This is a genomic window from Marinoscillum sp. 108, assembly GCF_902506655.1.
Lineage (GTDB): Bacteria > Bacteroidota > Bacteroidia > Cytophagales > Cyclobacteriaceae > Marinoscillum > Marinoscillum luteum.
Window position 1 is genome coordinate 3,689,315 of the sequence record NZ_LR734808.1, and the last position, 16,020, is coordinate 3,705,334.

18 protein-coding genes are annotated in these 16,020 nt (G+C 45.3%); 13 read left to right on the forward strand and 5 right to left on the reverse strand.

Annotation, left to right across the window (positions count from 1 at the left end; genetic code table 11):
- Positions 1-25 precede the first annotated feature (25 nt).
- Entirely contained in the window at positions 26-478 is a 453-nt protein-coding gene (locus GV030_RS15050) for a hypothetical protein (RefSeq protein WP_159583456.1), read from the forward strand.
- A gap of 25 nt (positions 479-503) precedes the next feature.
- On the opposite strand, the gene GV030_RS15055 is transcribed toward GV030_RS15050, so the two are convergent.
- The 3 genes from GV030_RS15055 to GV030_RS15065 form a co-directional block, all read right to left on the reverse strand.
- Complete coding sequence (locus tag GV030_RS15055; RefSeq protein WP_159583458.1) at positions 504-1,214, reverse strand: YebC/PmpR family DNA-binding transcriptional regulator; 711 nt, start codon at positions 1,212-1,214, stop codon at positions 504-506.
- 108 nt (positions 1,215-1,322) lie between these two features.
- A complete protein-coding gene (locus GV030_RS15060) occupies positions 1,323-1,673 on the reverse strand; it encodes a LytTR family DNA-binding domain-containing protein (RefSeq protein ID WP_159583460.1) in 351 nt (116 codons plus the stop codon).
- 87 nt (positions 1,674-1,760) lie between these two features.
- Positions 1,761-4,547: a putative LPS assembly protein LptD gene (locus GV030_RS15065; protein ID WP_159583462.1), complete on the reverse strand. Its 2,787-nt coding sequence runs from the start codon at positions 4,545-4,547 to the stop codon at positions 1,761-1,763.
- 79 nt (positions 4,548-4,626) lie between these two features.
- Between GV030_RS15065 and GV030_RS15070 the strand changes: the two genes are divergently transcribed.
- The 4 genes from GV030_RS15070 to GV030_RS15085 all read left to right on the forward strand — a co-directional run bounded on the left by GV030_RS15070 (position 4,627) and on the right by GV030_RS15085 (position 8,969).
- Complete coding sequence (locus GV030_RS15070; protein WP_159583464.1) at positions 4,627-5,409, forward strand: N-acetylmuramoyl-L-alanine amidase; 783 nt, start codon at positions 4,627-4,629, stop codon at positions 5,407-5,409.
- Between the two features lie 17 nt (positions 5,410-5,426).
- Positions 5,427-6,359, forward strand: coding sequence for an MlaD family protein (locus tag GV030_RS15075; protein WP_159583466.1), 933 nt, complete (start codon positions 5,427-5,429; stop codon positions 6,357-6,359).
- Between the two features lie 53 nt (positions 6,360-6,412).
- Positions 6,413-8,041 (forward strand): acyl-CoA carboxylase subunit beta, encoded by a 1,629-nt coding sequence (locus GV030_RS15080; RefSeq protein ID WP_159583468.1) that lies wholly within the window; start codon positions 6,413-6,415, stop codon positions 8,039-8,041.
- A 73-nt stretch (positions 8,042-8,114) separates the two neighbouring features.
- Positions 8,115-8,969, forward strand: coding sequence for a transglutaminase-like domain-containing protein (locus tag GV030_RS15085; RefSeq protein WP_370519069.1), 855 nt, complete (start codon positions 8,115-8,117; stop codon positions 8,967-8,969).
- A gap of 60 nt (positions 8,970-9,029) precedes the next feature.
- Here GV030_RS15085 and GV030_RS15090 read toward each other — a convergent pair whose 3' ends face one another.
- The gene (locus GV030_RS15090) at positions 9,030-9,635 is read right to left on the reverse strand and encodes a 4'-phosphopantetheinyl transferase superfamily protein (protein WP_159583470.1); all 606 of its coding nucleotides are present in this window, start codon (positions 9,633-9,635) and stop codon (positions 9,030-9,032) included.
- A 47-nt stretch (positions 9,636-9,682) separates the two neighbouring features.
- Between GV030_RS15090 and GV030_RS15095 the strand changes: the two genes are divergently transcribed.
- The 3 genes from GV030_RS15095 to folB are packed head-to-tail and all read left to right on the forward strand — an operon-like array spanning position 9,683 to position 11,729.
- Positions 9,683-10,594 (forward strand): WD40 repeat domain-containing protein, encoded by a 912-nt coding sequence (locus GV030_RS15095; protein ID WP_159583472.1) that lies wholly within the window; start codon positions 9,683-9,685, stop codon positions 10,592-10,594.
- A gap of 11 nt (positions 10,595-10,605) precedes the next feature.
- The gene (locus GV030_RS15100) at positions 10,606-11,376 is read left to right on the forward strand and encodes a DivIVA domain-containing protein (protein WP_159583474.1); all 771 of its coding nucleotides are present in this window, start codon (positions 10,606-10,608) and stop codon (positions 11,374-11,376) included.
- A gap of 2 nt (positions 11,377-11,378) precedes the next feature.
- A complete protein-coding gene (folB, locus tag GV030_RS15105; RefSeq protein ID WP_159583476.1) occupies positions 11,379-11,729 on the forward strand; it encodes a dihydroneopterin aldolase in 351 nt (116 codons plus the stop codon).
- 2 nt (positions 11,730-11,731) lie between these two features.
- On the opposite strand, the gene GV030_RS15110 is transcribed toward folB, so the two are convergent.
- Positions 11,732-12,028 carry an iron-sulfur cluster assembly accessory protein gene (locus GV030_RS15110; protein ID WP_159583478.1) on the reverse strand — a complete coding sequence of 99 codons (297 nt, stop codon included), beginning with the start codon at positions 12,026-12,028 and terminating at the stop codon, positions 11,732-11,734.
- Between the two features lie 55 nt (positions 12,029-12,083).
- Between GV030_RS15110 and GV030_RS15115 the strand changes: the two genes are divergently transcribed.
- The 5 genes from GV030_RS15115 (at position 12,084) to lepA (ending at position 16,019) form a co-directional block, all read left to right on the forward strand.
- On the forward strand, positions 12,084-12,605 hold the full coding sequence (locus tag GV030_RS15115; RefSeq protein WP_159583480.1) for a hypothetical protein: 522 nt from the start codon (positions 12,084-12,086) through the stop codon (positions 12,603-12,605).
- 7 nt (positions 12,606-12,612) lie between these two features.
- The gene (locus tag GV030_RS15120) at positions 12,613-13,002 is read left to right on the forward strand and encodes a YkvA family protein (protein WP_159583482.1); all 390 of its coding nucleotides are present in this window, start codon (positions 12,613-12,615) and stop codon (positions 13,000-13,002) included.
- A 25-nt stretch (positions 13,003-13,027) separates the two neighbouring features.
- The gene (locus GV030_RS15125; RefSeq protein ID WP_159583484.1) at positions 13,028-13,708 is read left to right on the forward strand and encodes an oxidoreductase; all 681 of its coding nucleotides are present in this window, start codon (positions 13,028-13,030) and stop codon (positions 13,706-13,708) included.
- The gene (dtd, locus tag GV030_RS15130; RefSeq protein ID WP_159583486.1) at positions 13,705-14,154 is read left to right on the forward strand and encodes a D-aminoacyl-tRNA deacylase; all 450 of its coding nucleotides are present in this window, start codon (positions 13,705-13,707) and stop codon (positions 14,152-14,154) included. The genes GV030_RS15125 and dtd overlap by 4 nt, the downstream gene beginning before the upstream one ends.
- A gap of 74 nt (positions 14,155-14,228) precedes the next feature.
- Entirely contained in the window at positions 14,229-16,019 is a 1,791-nt protein-coding gene (gene lepA / locus GV030_RS15135) for a translation elongation factor 4 (RefSeq protein WP_159583488.1), read from the forward strand.
- The last annotated feature ends 1 nt before the right edge of the window (position 16,020 follow it).

The following is a 16,020-nucleotide window of genomic DNA, read 5'->3' on the forward strand; positions in this document are numbered from 1 at the left end:
GGTCAAAAACTCTAATTAAGTCGCCATGTTCAGCCTGTTTAGCAAAAAGAAAAAATTTAAAGCCTCCTGTGATCTGAGTGGTAGTCCGCTCGAAAGAGAGTCTGCTTACCTGGTGTCCACCGCGCAGATCATCTCCTCCCGAAAATTCTGGGACAACATCATGACGGAGCCCGACACCATGACTTATACGGAAGCATATTTCAAAAGCGGTGATCAAACTGCCACTAATATCAGAGGAATGATATTTAAGAAATATGCAGATAAGGATCGTGCCTGGGTCATATCAGACTCACATCTCCATCTTTTTGATATTGATGAGTCAGCTGCCAAGACAGTGGCCAATGACTGGTGGGACTCCGAGGGAAAAGAGGTTCCGCAGGAATTGGAAAACTCTCTGGCTAACCTGGATGAGCATTCCTTTGAAGAGATCAAGTCTTACGCCGTGAAAGAGGCAGGGAGAAGGTTGGTTCAGGTATGACAGGCGTCATACCTGAATTGAAATCTTAGGCAATGTTGGTATAGACGGCCTGCACGTCATCGTCATCCTCTATCTTATCCAGCATTTTTTCTATTTCTTCCATCTGCTCATCGGTAAACTCCACCGGGCTAGTCGGAATCCTTTGCAGGCTAGCTTTTTTAACTTCTATGTTCTGATCTTCCAGGGCTTTGGACAGGGAGCCAAAGTTGGTGTAATCTGCATATAGATAAACCATTTCCTGATTCGTCTCTATCTCTTCAAGGCCTGCATCTATTAACTCCAACTCCAGTTCTTCCAGTTCCACACCTTCAGGTTTTTCAAACTCGAATACCGCCTTGCGACTGAACATGAACTCCAGAGAGCCATTGGGGACTATGCCTCCGCCAGCTTTGTTGAAATAGGACTTTACGTTGGCTACCGTTCGCGTGGTATTGTCCGTGGCACATTCCACAAACACCAACACACCGTGTGGACCTTTTCCTTCATAGGTCACCTCTATGTAATCCGCAGCGTCATTGCCCAATGCTCTTTTGATGGCATTTTCGATATTGTCTTTGGGCATGTTTTGCGACTTGGCATTCTGGATAGCCGTACGCAGCTTGGAGTTTGTTTCCAGTTCGGCCCCACCTTCTTTCACCGCTACAGTGATGGCTTTGGCCAGTTTCGGAAATATCTTGGACATCTTGTCCCAACGTGCCTCTTTGGCTGCTCTGCGGTATTCAAATGCTCTTCCCATGGATTTTATCTTTTGGATGGCAAAAATACATAGTTGAACAATATCTAAAAAAGTTTTCTCAATGTCTGATCAACAATATTCAGGAGTACCAGATTTTGGATAGGCAGATCAATTAATATGGGCCAGGGCCTCTTGTAGTTTGATCAGATCGATGGGTTTTTGCACAAATGCGGCATAGGGAATCTCACTGTAATGAGCCGCCATGAAATCCTCAGAATGCGCAGAGACGATGATGATTTTTGGCCGATGTTCAAGCAAGTCGATAAACTCGGGCCCTTCCAGCCCGGAAATGTTGATATCTAGAAAGATAAAGTCAGGTTTTTGTTTTTCAATCTGGATGGCGGCATTCACTGTGTCCGTGTACATGCCAAGAACTTGAACTCCACCTGTCTTTTTCAGATAAAAGGACAAAAGATCCTGATGGTGTATTTCATCTTCTACGATGATGCATGTGCGCATGGTCTGGTTGGGCATTTTAATAAAGGCTGGTTTGGGTCACAAATGAACACATTATCCCTTTCATTTGGAAATGGAAAGATCAACTGATTACTGACCAAAGAAATCCTGGAAGCTTCGTCGCTTTTCGATTTTCAAATCCTGTAGAAGCGCTGATTTTGGTCGAATGATGAGACTAAACGATTGGTACCTGCCAAAAGGTACCCACGAGAAGTTGAGCGTCCAGCAGTGCAGATCACGGGCCACTCCTATATTAGTTTGAGTAAAATCCTTGTTTTTGATATCATACCCAGAGTTGAAAGTGATCTGCGTTTTGTCTGTGAGACCCAATGTACCACTGAACTGAACACCATGGCTGGAGATGAGCGCATCATCCAGTCCGTTTTTGGTTCGGTTCACATTATAGGCCACTCGAAGAGACCAAGGCACATTGAAGTCCACATATGCCTCCGGATTTTGCTTGATGTATTCTTTTTCGTCTTCTGTGCCAAACGGACTTCTGTCTATTGCCGCGCCATCGTCAGCAAATGCACTGCGGTCATTGGGGTTGCTATTTGGATTATCATTGGATTCTTTGGATCCCTTAGGCTTTAGCGAGAAACTCACCTGGGAGCTCAGGGTTCTCAATGTGCCTATTCCTTCGCCGTTATTCCAGGCATAGCGGTCTATTTTTTGTCCGGAGGAGGTTCCGTCTTCAATGTAGAGGTAAGGGTCATAGGCACCACTCAGGGTGAGGTTTACCTTTTGATTGAAAAAGCTTGTTCTGGCATTCCAGTTGATGTTGCTCAGTCGAAAGGAGTCTGCAGCGAAGTTGTACCCACTGTTGACGGAAAGGTTCTCAAATATTTTCACTTTTTTGAATTCATTGACTGAGTCTTTCCTTGCCCGTACTTTCATTTCCAGGTTGTTGGTGAGGCCGAAACTCACTGTCCGACTTTCATTGCCTGATGGACTTCCGTAAGCGAAATTCTGATATTTGGATAACCGTTTCGTTCGCCCTAGGGTATCCATCTGTACCGTTTCATATACTCCGTATTTTTCATCACCAAAGTCTGGGTTGTAGCTGAAGGATAGGCTGGGAGTCATTACATGGCGGATGGCTTCTATACCAGCAATACCCCTCACATAGTACATCCCGTACATCCGGGTATTGACGGAAGCGCCGGAGCTCCAGCTGCCAGCTCTTGAAAAGCCCTCTACGGTATCTACTCTCACGCCATTTTGCTCAGGCACAAAAGTGTAGTCCAGTTCACGGGTATACCATACCTCCTGATAGTTAAAGCTGGGGCTTACTGTGAAGTACTTTAGAAGGTTAAAAGACGTAGAGACCGGAATAGTGTGCTTTCCTCCAATTTTCGACCGGTCATAGATATCTCCCAGGTTCTCTATATTCAGCTTGATTGGGTCTTCGTCTTCTGTGACATTACCGTTAATGGGGGTAAAACCTAACGCAGTTGGTGATACAGGTGAGTTGCTGATTTCATTTTTGGCCACGAAATTATGGCTAAAGCTTATTTTGGCGATCGGTGAATTGGAGGACTTAACCACATTTTTGAAGGGGTACATCCTGTTCATGTTCAGCGCAAAATCAGGCAAACTCATGTTGTAGATGCCTGACTGTATGTTCTGTCTTTGCCTAAAGGTAGAGGACATATTGAATGGGATACGCTGAAACTTCTGACTATAGCTCAGGCTAGATTGAAACTCAGAACTGATGCTTTGCTGTGGATTGTAGATAGCGACGTTATTGTTGGTATTAAATCCTCTTGTACCACCATTGACAGATGCGCTGAAGCTGGAATTGCCTCGGGTCTCTGGGCGATGACTCCATCGGATCCAGAAGTCGTTGGTTTCATTGGGCACAGTTTCTGTTTCGGTGACGTTCTTGTTGTAAGCAAAATTCATAGACCCATTGAATTTGTACCTCACCTTATAGTTGGTGGTGGCATCAAGCGCGTACCCCCCTTTGGAGTACACATCACCGGTCAGTTTCAGGTCAAAGTACTCACTGAAGCCAAAATAATACCCACCCCCTCTTAGGAAAAAACCTCTTCGGGTCTCTTCACCATAAGACGGAAAAACGATGCCTGAAGCTTTTTGGCGAGGTTGGGGGAACATCCCGAAAGGAAACCACAACGGCGTGGGGACTTCTCTAAACTTAAGATTGAAGGGCCCAGACACCACTTTGTTTCCAGGAATCACTTTGATTTTCTCCGACTTGATGAAAAAGTGAGGATCTGACAAGTTGCAGGTGGTGTATTTGGCTCCTTTGATGAAGAGTTCGTTCTCTTCATTTTTTTTCACATCCTCCCCATGCATGATGGCTCCATCCTGCTCCGTGATTACGCCCTTAATAATGGCCCTCTTGGTCTTGAAATTGTAAAGGATATCATCCGTTTCATAAACACTCCCGCCTTGAGAAAAGACCGGTTTTCCACGCTTTCTTCCCAGTGTATCCAATGTGTATTTCGACTTAATGTTTCGCTCATTCCAGTCGATCGTGGTTTGGTCAGATTCTAAGGTGATGCTGCCGTAATCTATGTGGGTGTTGCCATAAAGAAAGAGTCTCCTATCCTCAATCTCGAAGATCATGGAATCTTTGGCAGTATAGTTGATAGTGGTTTCTATGTCATTTTTTTTAGAGGCTTTTTTGGAGGGAGCCGCTAAGGAATCAGGAGGTGCGATGAGGGAGTCTGCAGGCATCAGTGCCAGGCGGGAACTATCGTTGGCCTGTATGAAGTCTGAACCGGTAAATTCGAGCTCAGGATTGGAGCCAACCAGGCCCTTATCAGTGGACTCAGTGGAGGTAGAATCAACTTGCGCCTGTAATCGAATAACAATCGATAAAAAAATAGTCACTAGCGCAATTCTCCTCAAGCCGACAGATTTTATTAACTGGTTAAAAATTTACAATTTTGCGTAAAATTATGGGAATTTAAGATATAACCGAGTAGGCATGAGAAATATTGTAATTCCATTTGGCATTTCTATACTGCTGGTGCTGGGCTCCTTTAATACCGTAGGTATTACCAAGTACAAAGTGCGGAAGATTGTGATTGATCCCGGACATGGAGGAAAAGATCCGGGTACGCATGGCAACATCTCAAAGGAAAAAGACATTGCACTGAAAATTGCTCTGGAGGTGGGGCGCGTGATTAATGATAATCTCCCGGATGTGGAGGTGATTTATACGCGTACCGACGATAGCTTCCCGAAGCTCCATGAGCGGTCTAACCTGGCCAATAAGAAGGATGTGGATCTTTTCATTTCTATTCACGCCAACTGGGTGTCTAATCCGAGTATTTATGGGACAGAGACTTATGTGATGGGGGTGCAGAATACCGCCGGGAATTTCGAAGTGGCAAAGCGTGAGAACTCCGTAATTCTATTGGAAGACAACTACGAAACCAAATACGATGGTTTCAACCCCGAGTCACCAGACTCGTATATTCTTTTTTCACTGACTCAGTCAGCCTTCCAGGAGAGGAGCCTCAGACTGGCTGGCCTGATAGAAGATCAGTTTAAGAATAGAGTGGGAAGAAAGAGCCGGGGTGTCAAGCAATCCAGTTTATGGGTGCTTTGGAACACCGCTATGCCGAGTGTTTTGGTCGAAGTGGGGTATCTTAGCAATGAAAAAGAAGAGAAGGAGCTTAATGATCCACTCAATCAGGTTTACATTGCATCCGGTATTTACAGAGCCTTTCGTGATTATAAAATGGAACTAGAGTCCATGAACTAATAAACTAATGCCTTAGCATGTCAAAAGAATTTAAAGTAGGTCTCATAGCGCTTGTCACAGGTGTACTTTTATATTATGGTTTCAATTTTCTAAAGGGGATAGATTTCTTCTCACCTACGCATAAATACTATGCCGTCTACGATAATGTGGATGGACTCAATAAGTCAAACCCCGTTATCATCAATGGACTTACAGTGGGGCGGGTTAGCCGCATCAGGCTGTTGCAAAATCAGGGCAATCTTATTTTGGTAGAGTTGGATATTGACGAAACCATTACCTTGGGAGATTCCACCGTGGCATCCCTGATGAATACCGATTTTCTAGGGAGTAAAGGCATTGTACTGACCGTGGGGCCTCTCAATAATCCGATACAGCCCGGAGATACCCTTACGTCATATGTAGACAAGGGACTTAATGAGATTTTGGCCAGCGCAGAGCCTGTGGCCAGTAATCTGAACACAACCATCACCAGGGTGAATGAGATCCTTATCGGTCTTAAAGGAAGCGGAGAGAAGATCAATGCCACGATAGAGGAAGTGCGCAAAACCACTGTGAGCGTAAATGAGATTATTTCGGAGAATCAGGCTGAACTGGCGGTGATCATGACCCGGACTGCGATACTTATTCAAACACTGAATACCAAATTGGATAAAATAGACCCGATTCTGGTGAAAACAGGAGGGGTTTTGGACTCATTGAGTAACCTCGAAATCAACCAGACCCTCGCTTCTATCCGTGGGGCAGTGGACAACCTGAATGTAACGATCAATGAAATCAAAAGCGAGGAAGGTACGCTCGGAAAACTGATCAGCGATGACTCCTTGTACAACAACATAAACCAGACCATGACCGATCTGGATAAACTGATTCTTCATATGGATCAGTATCCCAAGCACTTTTTCTCGCCTTTGGGCAAGAGCCATAAGAAAGTGATGGAAGACATGAAATGAGGGGGTTAGTCACCCCCTTTTTTTAATTATCCTTAACACCCCAAATTATCTTTATGGATATTAAATTCAACAAAAACGAGGATTCAAATAAACAACTGATCTCCGAACTTCACCGAAAGCTCAAAAAAGTGCATGTAGGTGGGGGCGAAGGAAAAATCGAGAAACTTCACCAAAAAGGGAAATTATCAGCCAGAGAACGCATTGCACTCTTGGTGGATTCCATGGGCACTTTTCTGGAGGTGGGCGCTTTTGCAGCAGATGGAATGTACGAGGAGTGGGGTGGATGTCCTTCCGCAGGAGTGGTTACTGGCCTGGGAGTAGTGTCCGGCAGGCAGTGTGTGATCGTAGCCAATGATGCCACCGTGAAGGCAGGAGCGTGGTTTCCCATGACTGCCAAAAAAAACCTGAGAGCGCAGGAGATAGCCATAGAGAATAAGCTTCCGATCATCTACCTGGTGGACAGCGCCGGCGTGTTTCTGCCTATGCAGGACGAGATATTTCCTGACAAAGAACATTTTGGTCGGCAGTTTAGAAACAATGCGCGCATGTCTTCAGAGGGGATCATCCAGATAGCGGCCATTATGGGCAGCTGCGTGGCTGGTGGAGCTTATTTGCCCATCATGTCAGATGAGGCTATGATTGTGGATAAAACCGGATCTATTTTTCTGGCTGGGAGCTACCTGGTCAAAGCCGCCGTTGGGGAGGATGTGGACAATGAAACACTTGGTGGGGCTACTACCCACTGCGAGATATCCGGTGTTACAGACAATAAATACCCTGGGGATAAAGAGTGCCTGGAGGCGATCCGAAATATTTTTGACCGGATTGGTCATTTCGAAAAGGCAGGATTTAATCGGGCGGAACCCAAGCCACCCAAGGAAGATCCCAAAGAAATTTATGGGCTTTTTCCGAATGATCGGAACACGCCGTACGATATGTTGGAGATCATCAAGCGGCTCGTGGATGATTCGGACTTTGAGCAATACAAGGAGCTCTATGGCAAAACCATCCTTTGTGGTTATGGTCGCATAGATGGCTGGAGTGTGGGTATTGTGGCCAATCAGCGGACGGTGGTCAAGACCAAGAAGGGCGAGATGCAGATGGGTGGGGTGATCTATAGTGACTCTGCGGATAAGGCTGCGCGCTTTATTATGAATTGCAATCAGCGAAAGATTCCATTGGTGTTTCTACACGATGTGAATGGGTTCATGGTGGGCAGCCGGTCTGAGCATGGAGGTATCATCAAAGATGGCGCTAAGATGGTGAACGCAGTATCAAATTCCGTGGTACCAAAGTTTAGCATCATCCTGGGGTCGTCTTATGGCGCGGGTAATTATGCCATGTGTGGCAAGGCCTTTGATCCGAGACTTATTTATGCCTGGCCAAATGCTCAAATAGCCGTAATGAGTGGTAAATCAGCCGCCAAAACCCTCCTGCAAATCAAGGTATCTACCATGAAAGCCAAAGGGAAAGTGATTTCTGATGAAGACCAGCAGACCATGCTGGATGAGATTACAGATTCTTATGAAGCCAAGCTCAGTCCGTATTATGCGGCTTCCCAGCTATGGGTAGATGGCATCATCGATCCCCTGGAAACACGTCGGGTAATATCTACCGGGATTGCGGCAGCGGATCATGCTAAAATTGAAAAACCCATGAACGTAGGGGTTATTCAAACTTAAGGTGGGTGGATTGCCCGATTCATGTGATAAGAATTATTAATTTCGTCTTTTATAATCCTACTTTTAGAAAGAATTGATCAAGGAAAGCGAACTTAAAGCACTGGTAACCCTACTGGAAGATGATGACGAGGAGATTATCTCTCATGTAGAAAAGAAGCTGATGGAAATTGGAACGGGTGTGATACCCTTGTTGGAGCAGGAGTGGGAAACTAATTTTAATCCGCTCATTCAGCGCCGGATAGAGGACCTCATTCATACGCTGCAGTTTGAGCTTTTTCAGGAGCGTCTGGAGGATTGGAAGGTAAACCGCGAAGATGATTTGCTGGAGGGGTTGTGGTTAGTAGCTACCTATCAGTATCCTGATCTTGATTTGGAGGAGCTTCGTCAGCAGGTCCATCAACTCTATGTGGAAGTCTGGCGGGAGTTCAGAGAAGATCTCAATCCTTTTGATCAGGTGCGGGTGATGAACAGTGTTTTGTTTAATCGCTTCAAATTCAGAGCCAATACCAAGAACTTTCATTCCCCGGCCAATAGCATGGTGAATGCTGTGCTGGAGTCTAAAAAAGGAAATCCGATTTCCCTTTGCGCTGTATATCTACTGATCGCCCGCAAGCTGGATTTACCTATTTATGGGGTAAATCTGCCCAACCTTTTCATCCTGACTTACCGTAGCCAGCAGTCTGATTTCTACATTAATGTGTTCAATAAGGGCCTGATCTTCTCCAAGGAGGATATTGACAACTATCTGGATCATCTGGACATTCCTCCGCAGGAGATTTTCTACGACCCCTGTCCGAATATCGATATCGTGTTGCGATGCTTGCGCAACCTCATTGTCTCATTTGAGAAGCTGGGAGATTACCACAAGAGCGATGAGATCAAAACAGTTTTGACCAAACTGGACGATAAAAACATCGGGTTCCCTTAATTATCCAAAAGCCATGGGCCAAAAGCTAAAAGCTAAAAGCTAAAAGCCCAAGCCCAAAGGCTAAAGGCTATATGCCAAAAAATAGTCTCTTACGGCCTCATAGTGGATTCTGTAGTGTAGCTCCATCTGATCCTTTTGGATGATTCCGTTCATCACACTGTCCGTTTCAAACTCAATGAAAGTTTCATCCCGCATGCTCAGCTTCCGGCGACCGTAGATTTTGTAAAGCACTTCTTTACCACACCAGATGGCACATAGCTTTTGGAGATTATCCCGGTATTCGATCTCGCGTTCATTGATAAACTTGTCCTGTATTTTGATCAGCTTGTTACGGGCACGTTCCAGGTCTATACCACAAGGATTGTGCAGGTGGATCATGGCTGCCGCCATGGGGAAAGAGTGCGAAATGGAGATTTCAGCAGTAGATCCGATCAGAAAGGGTTTACCGGACTCATTGGGTGTGAGTCCCCGGTACTTCAGCGCAAACTGTGCACACAGGTTTTGGATGAGAATCCTCCCAACGATCCATTCAGCCAGCCTTGTAGGGTTCAGCCCTTCGGGTACGTCTTCTTTGATCAATCCCAAAAGAACCTGATTGGTTTCTTGAATGTTCCACACTGCGTAGGCAGAATATGGGCTGATTGGTTTAGATAATAACAATGGCATAGTCTATTCTGATCACCTATGGTTAATTTTACCCCAATTTATTGATTATGAGTTCAATTCAGGTAAAAAAGCAGCATACTTTAACGGGGCATAAGGATAGCCTGTACACCTTGTGTGCTTACACTGATTCTGCTTTTTTCTCCGCTGGTGGAGATGGTATGGTGGTTTTATGGGACTTGAAATCTCCCGACACGGGCAAGATGATCGTGAAGGTGCCAGCCAGTGTCTATGGCATGTCATACAATAAGGAGCGGGATATATTGGTGGTCGGGCAAAACTTCAGCGGCATTCACCTGGTGGATGTAAATACAAAAAAGGAGATTGGGTCTTTGGCACTTACTACCAAAGCTATTTTTGATATTCAGACCACCTCAGAGGCTATTTTTGTGGCCACGGGAGAGGGTGAAGTTTTTAAAATTGACTGGGACCTGCAGATTTTAGCTTCTAAAAAGTTGAGTGTGGAGAGCGCCAGGAGCATAGCAGTGTCAGCAGAAAGAAAGGAAATGGCTGTAGGGTTTAGTGACCATCATATCAGGATTTTCGACACTGAATCTTTACAGCTGAAAAAGGAGTTTAAAGCTCATGAAATTTCTGTGTTTTCGGTTCGTTATCATCCGCAATTGCCCGTATTGATGAGCGCGAGTAGGGATGCACGGTTCAAACTCTGGGATTTGGACAATGATTATCAAATGGTGGAGGAGGTCGTGGGCCACATGTACGCCATCAATCATATAGAGTTTGGCGAATCAGGGAAGTACTTTGTGACCTGCAGTATGGACAAGTCTATCAAGGTGTGGGATGCCACTGAGTTTAAACTGCTCAAGGTGATAGATAAAGCACGGCATGCCGGGCACGCCACTTCCGTGAATAAGCTCCTTTGGATGAATTATCGCAATTGGTTAGTATCTTGTAGCGACGATCGCACGATTTCGGTTTGGGAAGTTCTTTCAGAACATTAATTTAGTAGCATATGAAAATCACGCCGATAGAGATAAGGCAGAAAAACTTCGAAAAGAAGCTTCGTGGGTATGACAAAGATGAAGTCAGTGCCTTTTTGCTTTCTCTTTCGAATGAATGGGAGCGGGTTTTGGATGATAATAAAGAACTCAAAATCAAGCTTGATCAGGCCGAGAAGGAAGTGAGAAAGCTGCGCGAGGTAGAGAGTTCGCTCTTCAAGACACTGAAAACCGCAGAAGACACAGGGGCCAATCTGATCGATCAGGCCAATAAGGCCTCAGAGCTTCACCTCAAAGAGACGCAAATGAACGCTGAGGCTATGATGAGTGAAGCCAAAGCCAAAGCCAAAAACCTCATAGAGAAGTCTGAAATGGAAGCCCGGCAGATGATAGAAGAAATGCAGGATGCCATCAAGGACCTGGAGCAGAACTATCGGGCGCTGGAAAATCACCGGGATAATATCATGGCGGAGTTGAAGAATTTTGCCGAGGACATCCATGACAGGATTAATAGAACGACTAAGCAGCAGGCACCATTCAAGATGGAGGATCATACCAAGAAAGTAAAAGCACTTGTTCGTGAATCCGAAGCCTGGATCAATAAAGAGAAACTGGAAGTGAAACCGGTGAAGATGACTCCACTGAAGCAGCCGGATCTCAACAATACCCGATCTCACCGCCCGGCACCCAAGCCAGCGCCAGCTCCACCGGCAGCTAAGAAGCCTACTGAGTCTGTCAAAAGTCAATCAGGAGGGGGTTCATTTTTTGATGATTTGGAAGAGTAAGGATGGGATTGGTTTCACTGGAAGGCATGGAGTTTTATGCGCGCCACGGCTACTACGAGGAGGAGCGCAAGATTGGGAACAAATACAGTGTTGATGTACAGCTGGAAGTAGACTTTGCGGAAGCGGCCAGTGAAGACAAGCTGGAGGGCACAGTCAACTATGAAAAAGTCTACGAAGTAGTGGCGGAGGTGATGAGCATTGATGCCATGCTATTGGAGCATTTGGCCGGAAAAATGATCAGAAAGCTGAAAGAGGCCTTTCCAAAAGTGAGCAAGGTACAAGTGAAGGTGAGCAAGTACAACCCCCCGATTAAAGGCTTGTGCCACAGAGCGATGGTCACTTTAGAAGGCTGAGTTCATGACGTAGAGGGCGTGACAAAAACGAATCCGCGGGCATCCGCACCATCATAAAAATCCACCTCTTTTCCCAGGAGGAACATCATCTCACGCTTTTGAATATAGACTGGAATTCCAGCAATTTCATACGCCTGATCATTCTCCTTTTGCTTGTCAAAACCCAGCACAAAAGTCACACCACAGCCACCACCTTTCACACCCACTCTGAGGCCGTAGCCCTCCGGGATGTTTTTATTGGCCATGATGTGTTTGATTTCTTTTTGTGCTTTCGGGGTTATGTGTACGGGCTCATTCATTTCGCCAAAGAAAATACTTATTTTTGATCTTTACTTAAGCGCTAACACTTAGAAAATGGAGATGGTTTACGACCTGTTGAAAATAACAATACCTGGATTGCTCATTTTATATACTGCATATCTGATTGTGAGGTCATTTATGAACAAACAACTGGATGAACTACACCTGAGTCTCAGGCATAAAAATCAGGAGGTGGTCTTGCCTATTCGGCTGCAGGCCTATGAGCGAATCTGTCTTTTGCTGGAGCGGATTTCTCCCAATCATATCATTCCTCGTCTGAATGAAAAAGATTTAAGTGCTAAACAACTTCAGGGAGCGCTGGTTAGTGAGATTAGAAGTGAGTTTAGTCACAACCTTTCTCAGCAGGTTTATATTTCTGAGGAAGCCTGGATTTATGTGACTGGTGCTATCGAGCAGCTGATCTCACTTATCAATGAGTCTGCTAACGAACTGGATGATTCGGCCACTAGTCTGGATTTGGCTAAAATGGTGTTTGAAAAAAATATGCGTAATCAGCAGGACACCCTTCGGGGCGCACTCTCGTTTATTAAAAATGAAATAAAGGAACTTTTCTGAAAGCAATATGGGCAACGCGAAGCTGGATAGGATTTTCACGAAAGCAAAGGAGACAGTTACTCAAAATGAGAAAGTGAAGTCTCTGCTGACTGAAGTGAAAGCGAAAATGGACAAGATCAACACAGACTCGGAAGAGCGATCTACCTTCATTTATCAGATACAGGTACTGGTCAGGATGATTCGCGCCCATTTCAATGGGAAGTATTCGGCTTTTTCTACCTCTACCATTCTGACCTTAGTATTTGGTCTGATTTATTTTATTACCCCGATTGACCTGATCCCTGATTTCATACCGGCATTGGGATTGACAGACGATATTTCACTGATTTACTTTATTTTCAGAAACCTGGCCGAAGATATAGGGAGATTCAGATCTTGGGAAGAAACAACTGGCTGATTTTTCACCATAAAAGAATCGAGTAATGTCTACACACACCGCACTAATCGTAGGAGCTACTGGCCTTGTAGGGAAGCATCTGCTGGACCATATGCTCACCAAAACGTACTACAGTAAAATCAAAATTTTATCCCGCCGCACGTTTGAAATCGGTGATCCCAGGGCAGAGGTGATTGTTCTTCCTGATTTTGCAGAGATGAATTCTATCAGTGAGCAGTTGCATGCTGAAGATTATTATTGTGTGCTGGGTACCACTATCAAGTTGGCAGGATCCAAGGAGAATTTCAAAAAAGTTGACTTAGAATACCCTCTCATGCTCGCTGAAATCGCGCAGAAGTCTCCGGAGTTCAGGCAGTATTTAGTGGTGACGGCTGCCGGATCAAATGCAGATTCGCCATTGTTTTACAATCAGGTAAAGGGTCAGCTGGAGGAGGGACTTAAGCAGCTTCATCTAAGGGGGCTGAAGATTTTCAGGCCTTCACTGCTGCTGGGGGAGCGCCGTGACTTCAGGTTGGCGGAGGAATTTGCGAAGGCTGTTTCCAAAATATTCTCTTTTTTCATGGTGGGCCTGAGGGGCCGACTCTGGTCAATTAATGCCTTAGATGTAGCCAAAGCCATGCACATAGTGGCCTCAGAAGGCAAAGAAGGCACCAGGGTATACAGCTCGAATGACATGTTTAAAATTGTAAATACTCAGGGACTTTGATTGCCGTTATTCAGAGGGTTTCTGAAGCTTCGGTTACCATTTCGAACAAAGAGGTTTCCAGGATAAGTGATGGTTTGCTCATTTTGCTGGGTATTGAGGAGGCAGACAACAATGAGGATATTGACTGGCTCACCAAAAAGGTGGCCAACTTAAGGATTTTCTCAGACGAAGAGGAAAAAATGAACCTAAGTTTGCTGGATATTGGCGGAGAAGTTTTGGTCGTCAGTCAATTCACCCTTCATGCGCTCACAAAAAAAGGAAACCGACCTTCTTACATTCGCGCAGCGTCACCGGATGTTGCCATCCCTCTTTACGAGGCTTTTGTGAAAAAAATGGAATCGTTTGGCAGGCCAGTGTTGACTGGTGAATTTGGTGGAGACATGAAAGTGGGCCTCGTCAATGATGGTCCGGTAACCATTATTATCGACACCAAAAACAAACAATAGGCCCTGAGAATCCTTTTAGATTAGCATGACTATTGACCCATCTTTATACTACCTTTGCAGACTTTTAATTGGATATGAAGCACATTAGGAATTTCTGCATCATTGCGCACATCGATCATGGTAAAAGTACCCTGGCCGATAGACTCATACAGTCCACAGAGACTGTTTCGGCAAGAGACATGCAAGCGCAGCTACTCGATGATATGGACCTGGAGCGTGAGCGAGGGATTACCATCAAGAGTCACGCCATACAGATGTATTTTCCCTATGAAGGCAATCAATACACCCTCAATCTGATTGACACTCCGGGCCATGTGGATTTTTCTTACGAAGTTTCCCGGTCAATAGCTGCCTGTGAGGGTGCCTTGCTAGTGGTGGATGCTGCTCAGGGTATAGAAGCACAGACGATTTCCAATCTTTACCTGGCTCTTGAAAATGACCTGGAGGTGATCCCTGTGCTTAATAAAATAGATCTTCCCGGAGCCATGGTGGAGGAAGTTTCAGATCAGATCATTGACTTGATCGGTTGTGACAGAGAAGATATCATCCATGCCAGTGCCAAAGAAGGCATAGGAATACAAGAAATATTGCAAGCCATAGTGGAGCGCATACCGGCGCCTACAGGCGATACTGAGGAGCCGCTTCAGGCCATGATTTTTGACTCAGTTTTTAATACCTATAGAGGGATAGAGGTTTTCTTCAGGGTTTTCAATGGCACCCTGAATAAAGGAGATCACGTGAAGTTTGTCAACACTGGCAAGACTTATGAAGCTGATGAAATAGGCGTACTTCGACTTACCCATGAGGCAAAGAACTCTATTTCGGCTGGAAATGTGGGCTATCTTATTTCTGGAATCAAAGTGGCCAAAGAGGTGAAAGTGGGAGACACTATCACCCACGTAAGTCGCCCTACTCAGCGTACGGTTAAGGGATTTGAAGATGTGAAGCCGATGGTTTTCGCAGGGATTTACCCTGTGGATACCACGGAATTTGAAGAGCTGAGAGCTTCTATGGAAAAACTCCAGCTCAATGATGCCTCTCTTGTATGGGAGCCTGAGACTTCCATGGCCCTTGGTTTTGGATTTAGATGTGGCTTCCTGGGGATGCTGCATATGGAGATTGTGCAGGAGCGTCTGGAACGTGAGTTTGATATGACCGTGATCACCACAGTACCTTCGGTGCAGTTTCATGCGATCATGCCGGATGGTGCAGTGCTGAAAGTGAATGCACCATCAGAGCTTCCGGAGCCCAACTATGTTTCGCATGTAGAGGAGCCTTATATACGGGCGCAGATCATCACCAAATCAGAATTTATCGGATCGGTTATCGGTTTGTGCATGGACAAGCGCGGTGAGATCAAAAATCAGGTATATCTCACCAGCGATCGGGTAGAGTTGACTTTTGAATTGCCACTGGCGGAGATTGTTTTCGACTTTTTTGATAGGCTGAAGACCATTTCGCGAGGGTATGCTTCACTCGATTATGAGCTGATAGGATACAGGCAGTCTAATATGGTGAAGCTGGATATTATGCTAAATGGGGAGAAAGTGGATGCCCTTTCTGCCATCGTTCATAGAGACAAAGCCTACGAATGGGGAAAGCGACTTTGCGAGAAGCTGAAGGAATTGATTCCTCGCCAGATGTTTGAAATTGCCGTTCAGGCTTCTATCGGCACCAAAATTATTGCCAGGGAATCTGTGAAAGCGATGAGAAAGAACGTATTGGCCAAGTGCTATGGGGGTGATATTTCGCGTAAGCGTAAACTCCTTGAAAAGCAGAAAAAAGGGAAGAAGCGTATGCGACAGGTGGGGAACGTGGAGATCCCTCAGGAGGCTTTCATGGCAGTCCTTAAACTAGATAGCTAAT

Bases quoted from the DNA above. Each gene is read 5' to 3' on its own strand.
- GV030_RS15095 (WP_159583472.1), top strand. From the start codon at position 9,683: ATGAGTTCAATTCAGGTAAAAAAGCAGCATACTTTAACGGGGCATAAG.
- GV030_RS15100 (WP_159583474.1), top strand. From the start codon at position 10,606: ATGAAAATCACGCCGATAGAGATAAGGCAGAAAAACTTCGAAAAGAAG.
- GV030_RS15050 (WP_159583456.1), top strand. From the start codon at position 26: ATGTTCAGCCTGTTTAGCAAAAAGAAAAAATTTAAAGCCTCCTGTGAT.
- folB (WP_159583476.1), top strand. From the start codon at position 11,379: ATGGGATTGGTTTCACTGGAAGGCATGGAGTTTTATGCGCGCCACGGC.
- GV030_RS15120 (WP_159583482.1), top strand. From the start codon at position 12,613: ATGGGCAACGCGAAGCTGGATAGGATTTTCACGAAAGCAAAGGAGACA.
- GV030_RS15125 (WP_159583484.1), top strand. From the start codon at position 13,028: ATGTCTACACACACCGCACTAATCGTAGGAGCTACTGGCCTTGTAGGG.
- GV030_RS15055 (WP_159583458.1), bottom strand. From the start codon at position 1,214: ATGGGAAGAGCATTTGAATACCGCAGAGCAGCCAAAGAGGCACGTTGG.
- GV030_RS15080 (WP_159583468.1), top strand. From the start codon at position 6,413: ATGGATATTAAATTCAACAAAAACGAGGATTCAAATAAACAACTGATC.
- GV030_RS15070 (WP_159583464.1), top strand. From the start codon at position 4,627: ATGAGAAATATTGTAATTCCATTTGGCATTTCTATACTGCTGGTGCTG.
- GV030_RS15075 (WP_159583466.1), top strand. From the start codon at position 5,427: ATGTCAAAAGAATTTAAAGTAGGTCTCATAGCGCTTGTCACAGGTGTA.
- GV030_RS15090 (WP_159583470.1), bottom strand. From the start codon at position 9,635: ATGCCATTGTTATTATCTAAACCAATCAGCCCATATTCTGCCTACGCA.
- GV030_RS15110 (WP_159583478.1), bottom strand. From the start codon at position 12,028: ATGAATGAGCCCGTACACATAACCCCGAAAGCACAAAAAGAAATCAAA.
- GV030_RS15060 (WP_159583460.1), bottom strand. From the start codon at position 1,673: ATGCGCACATGCATCATCGTAGAAGATGAAATACACCATCAGGATCTT.
- lepA (WP_159583488.1), top strand. From the start codon at position 14,229: ATGAAGCACATTAGGAATTTCTGCATCATTGCGCACATCGATCATGGT.
- GV030_RS15115 (WP_159583480.1), top strand. From the start codon at position 12,084: ATGGAGATGGTTTACGACCTGTTGAAAATAACAATACCTGGATTGCTC.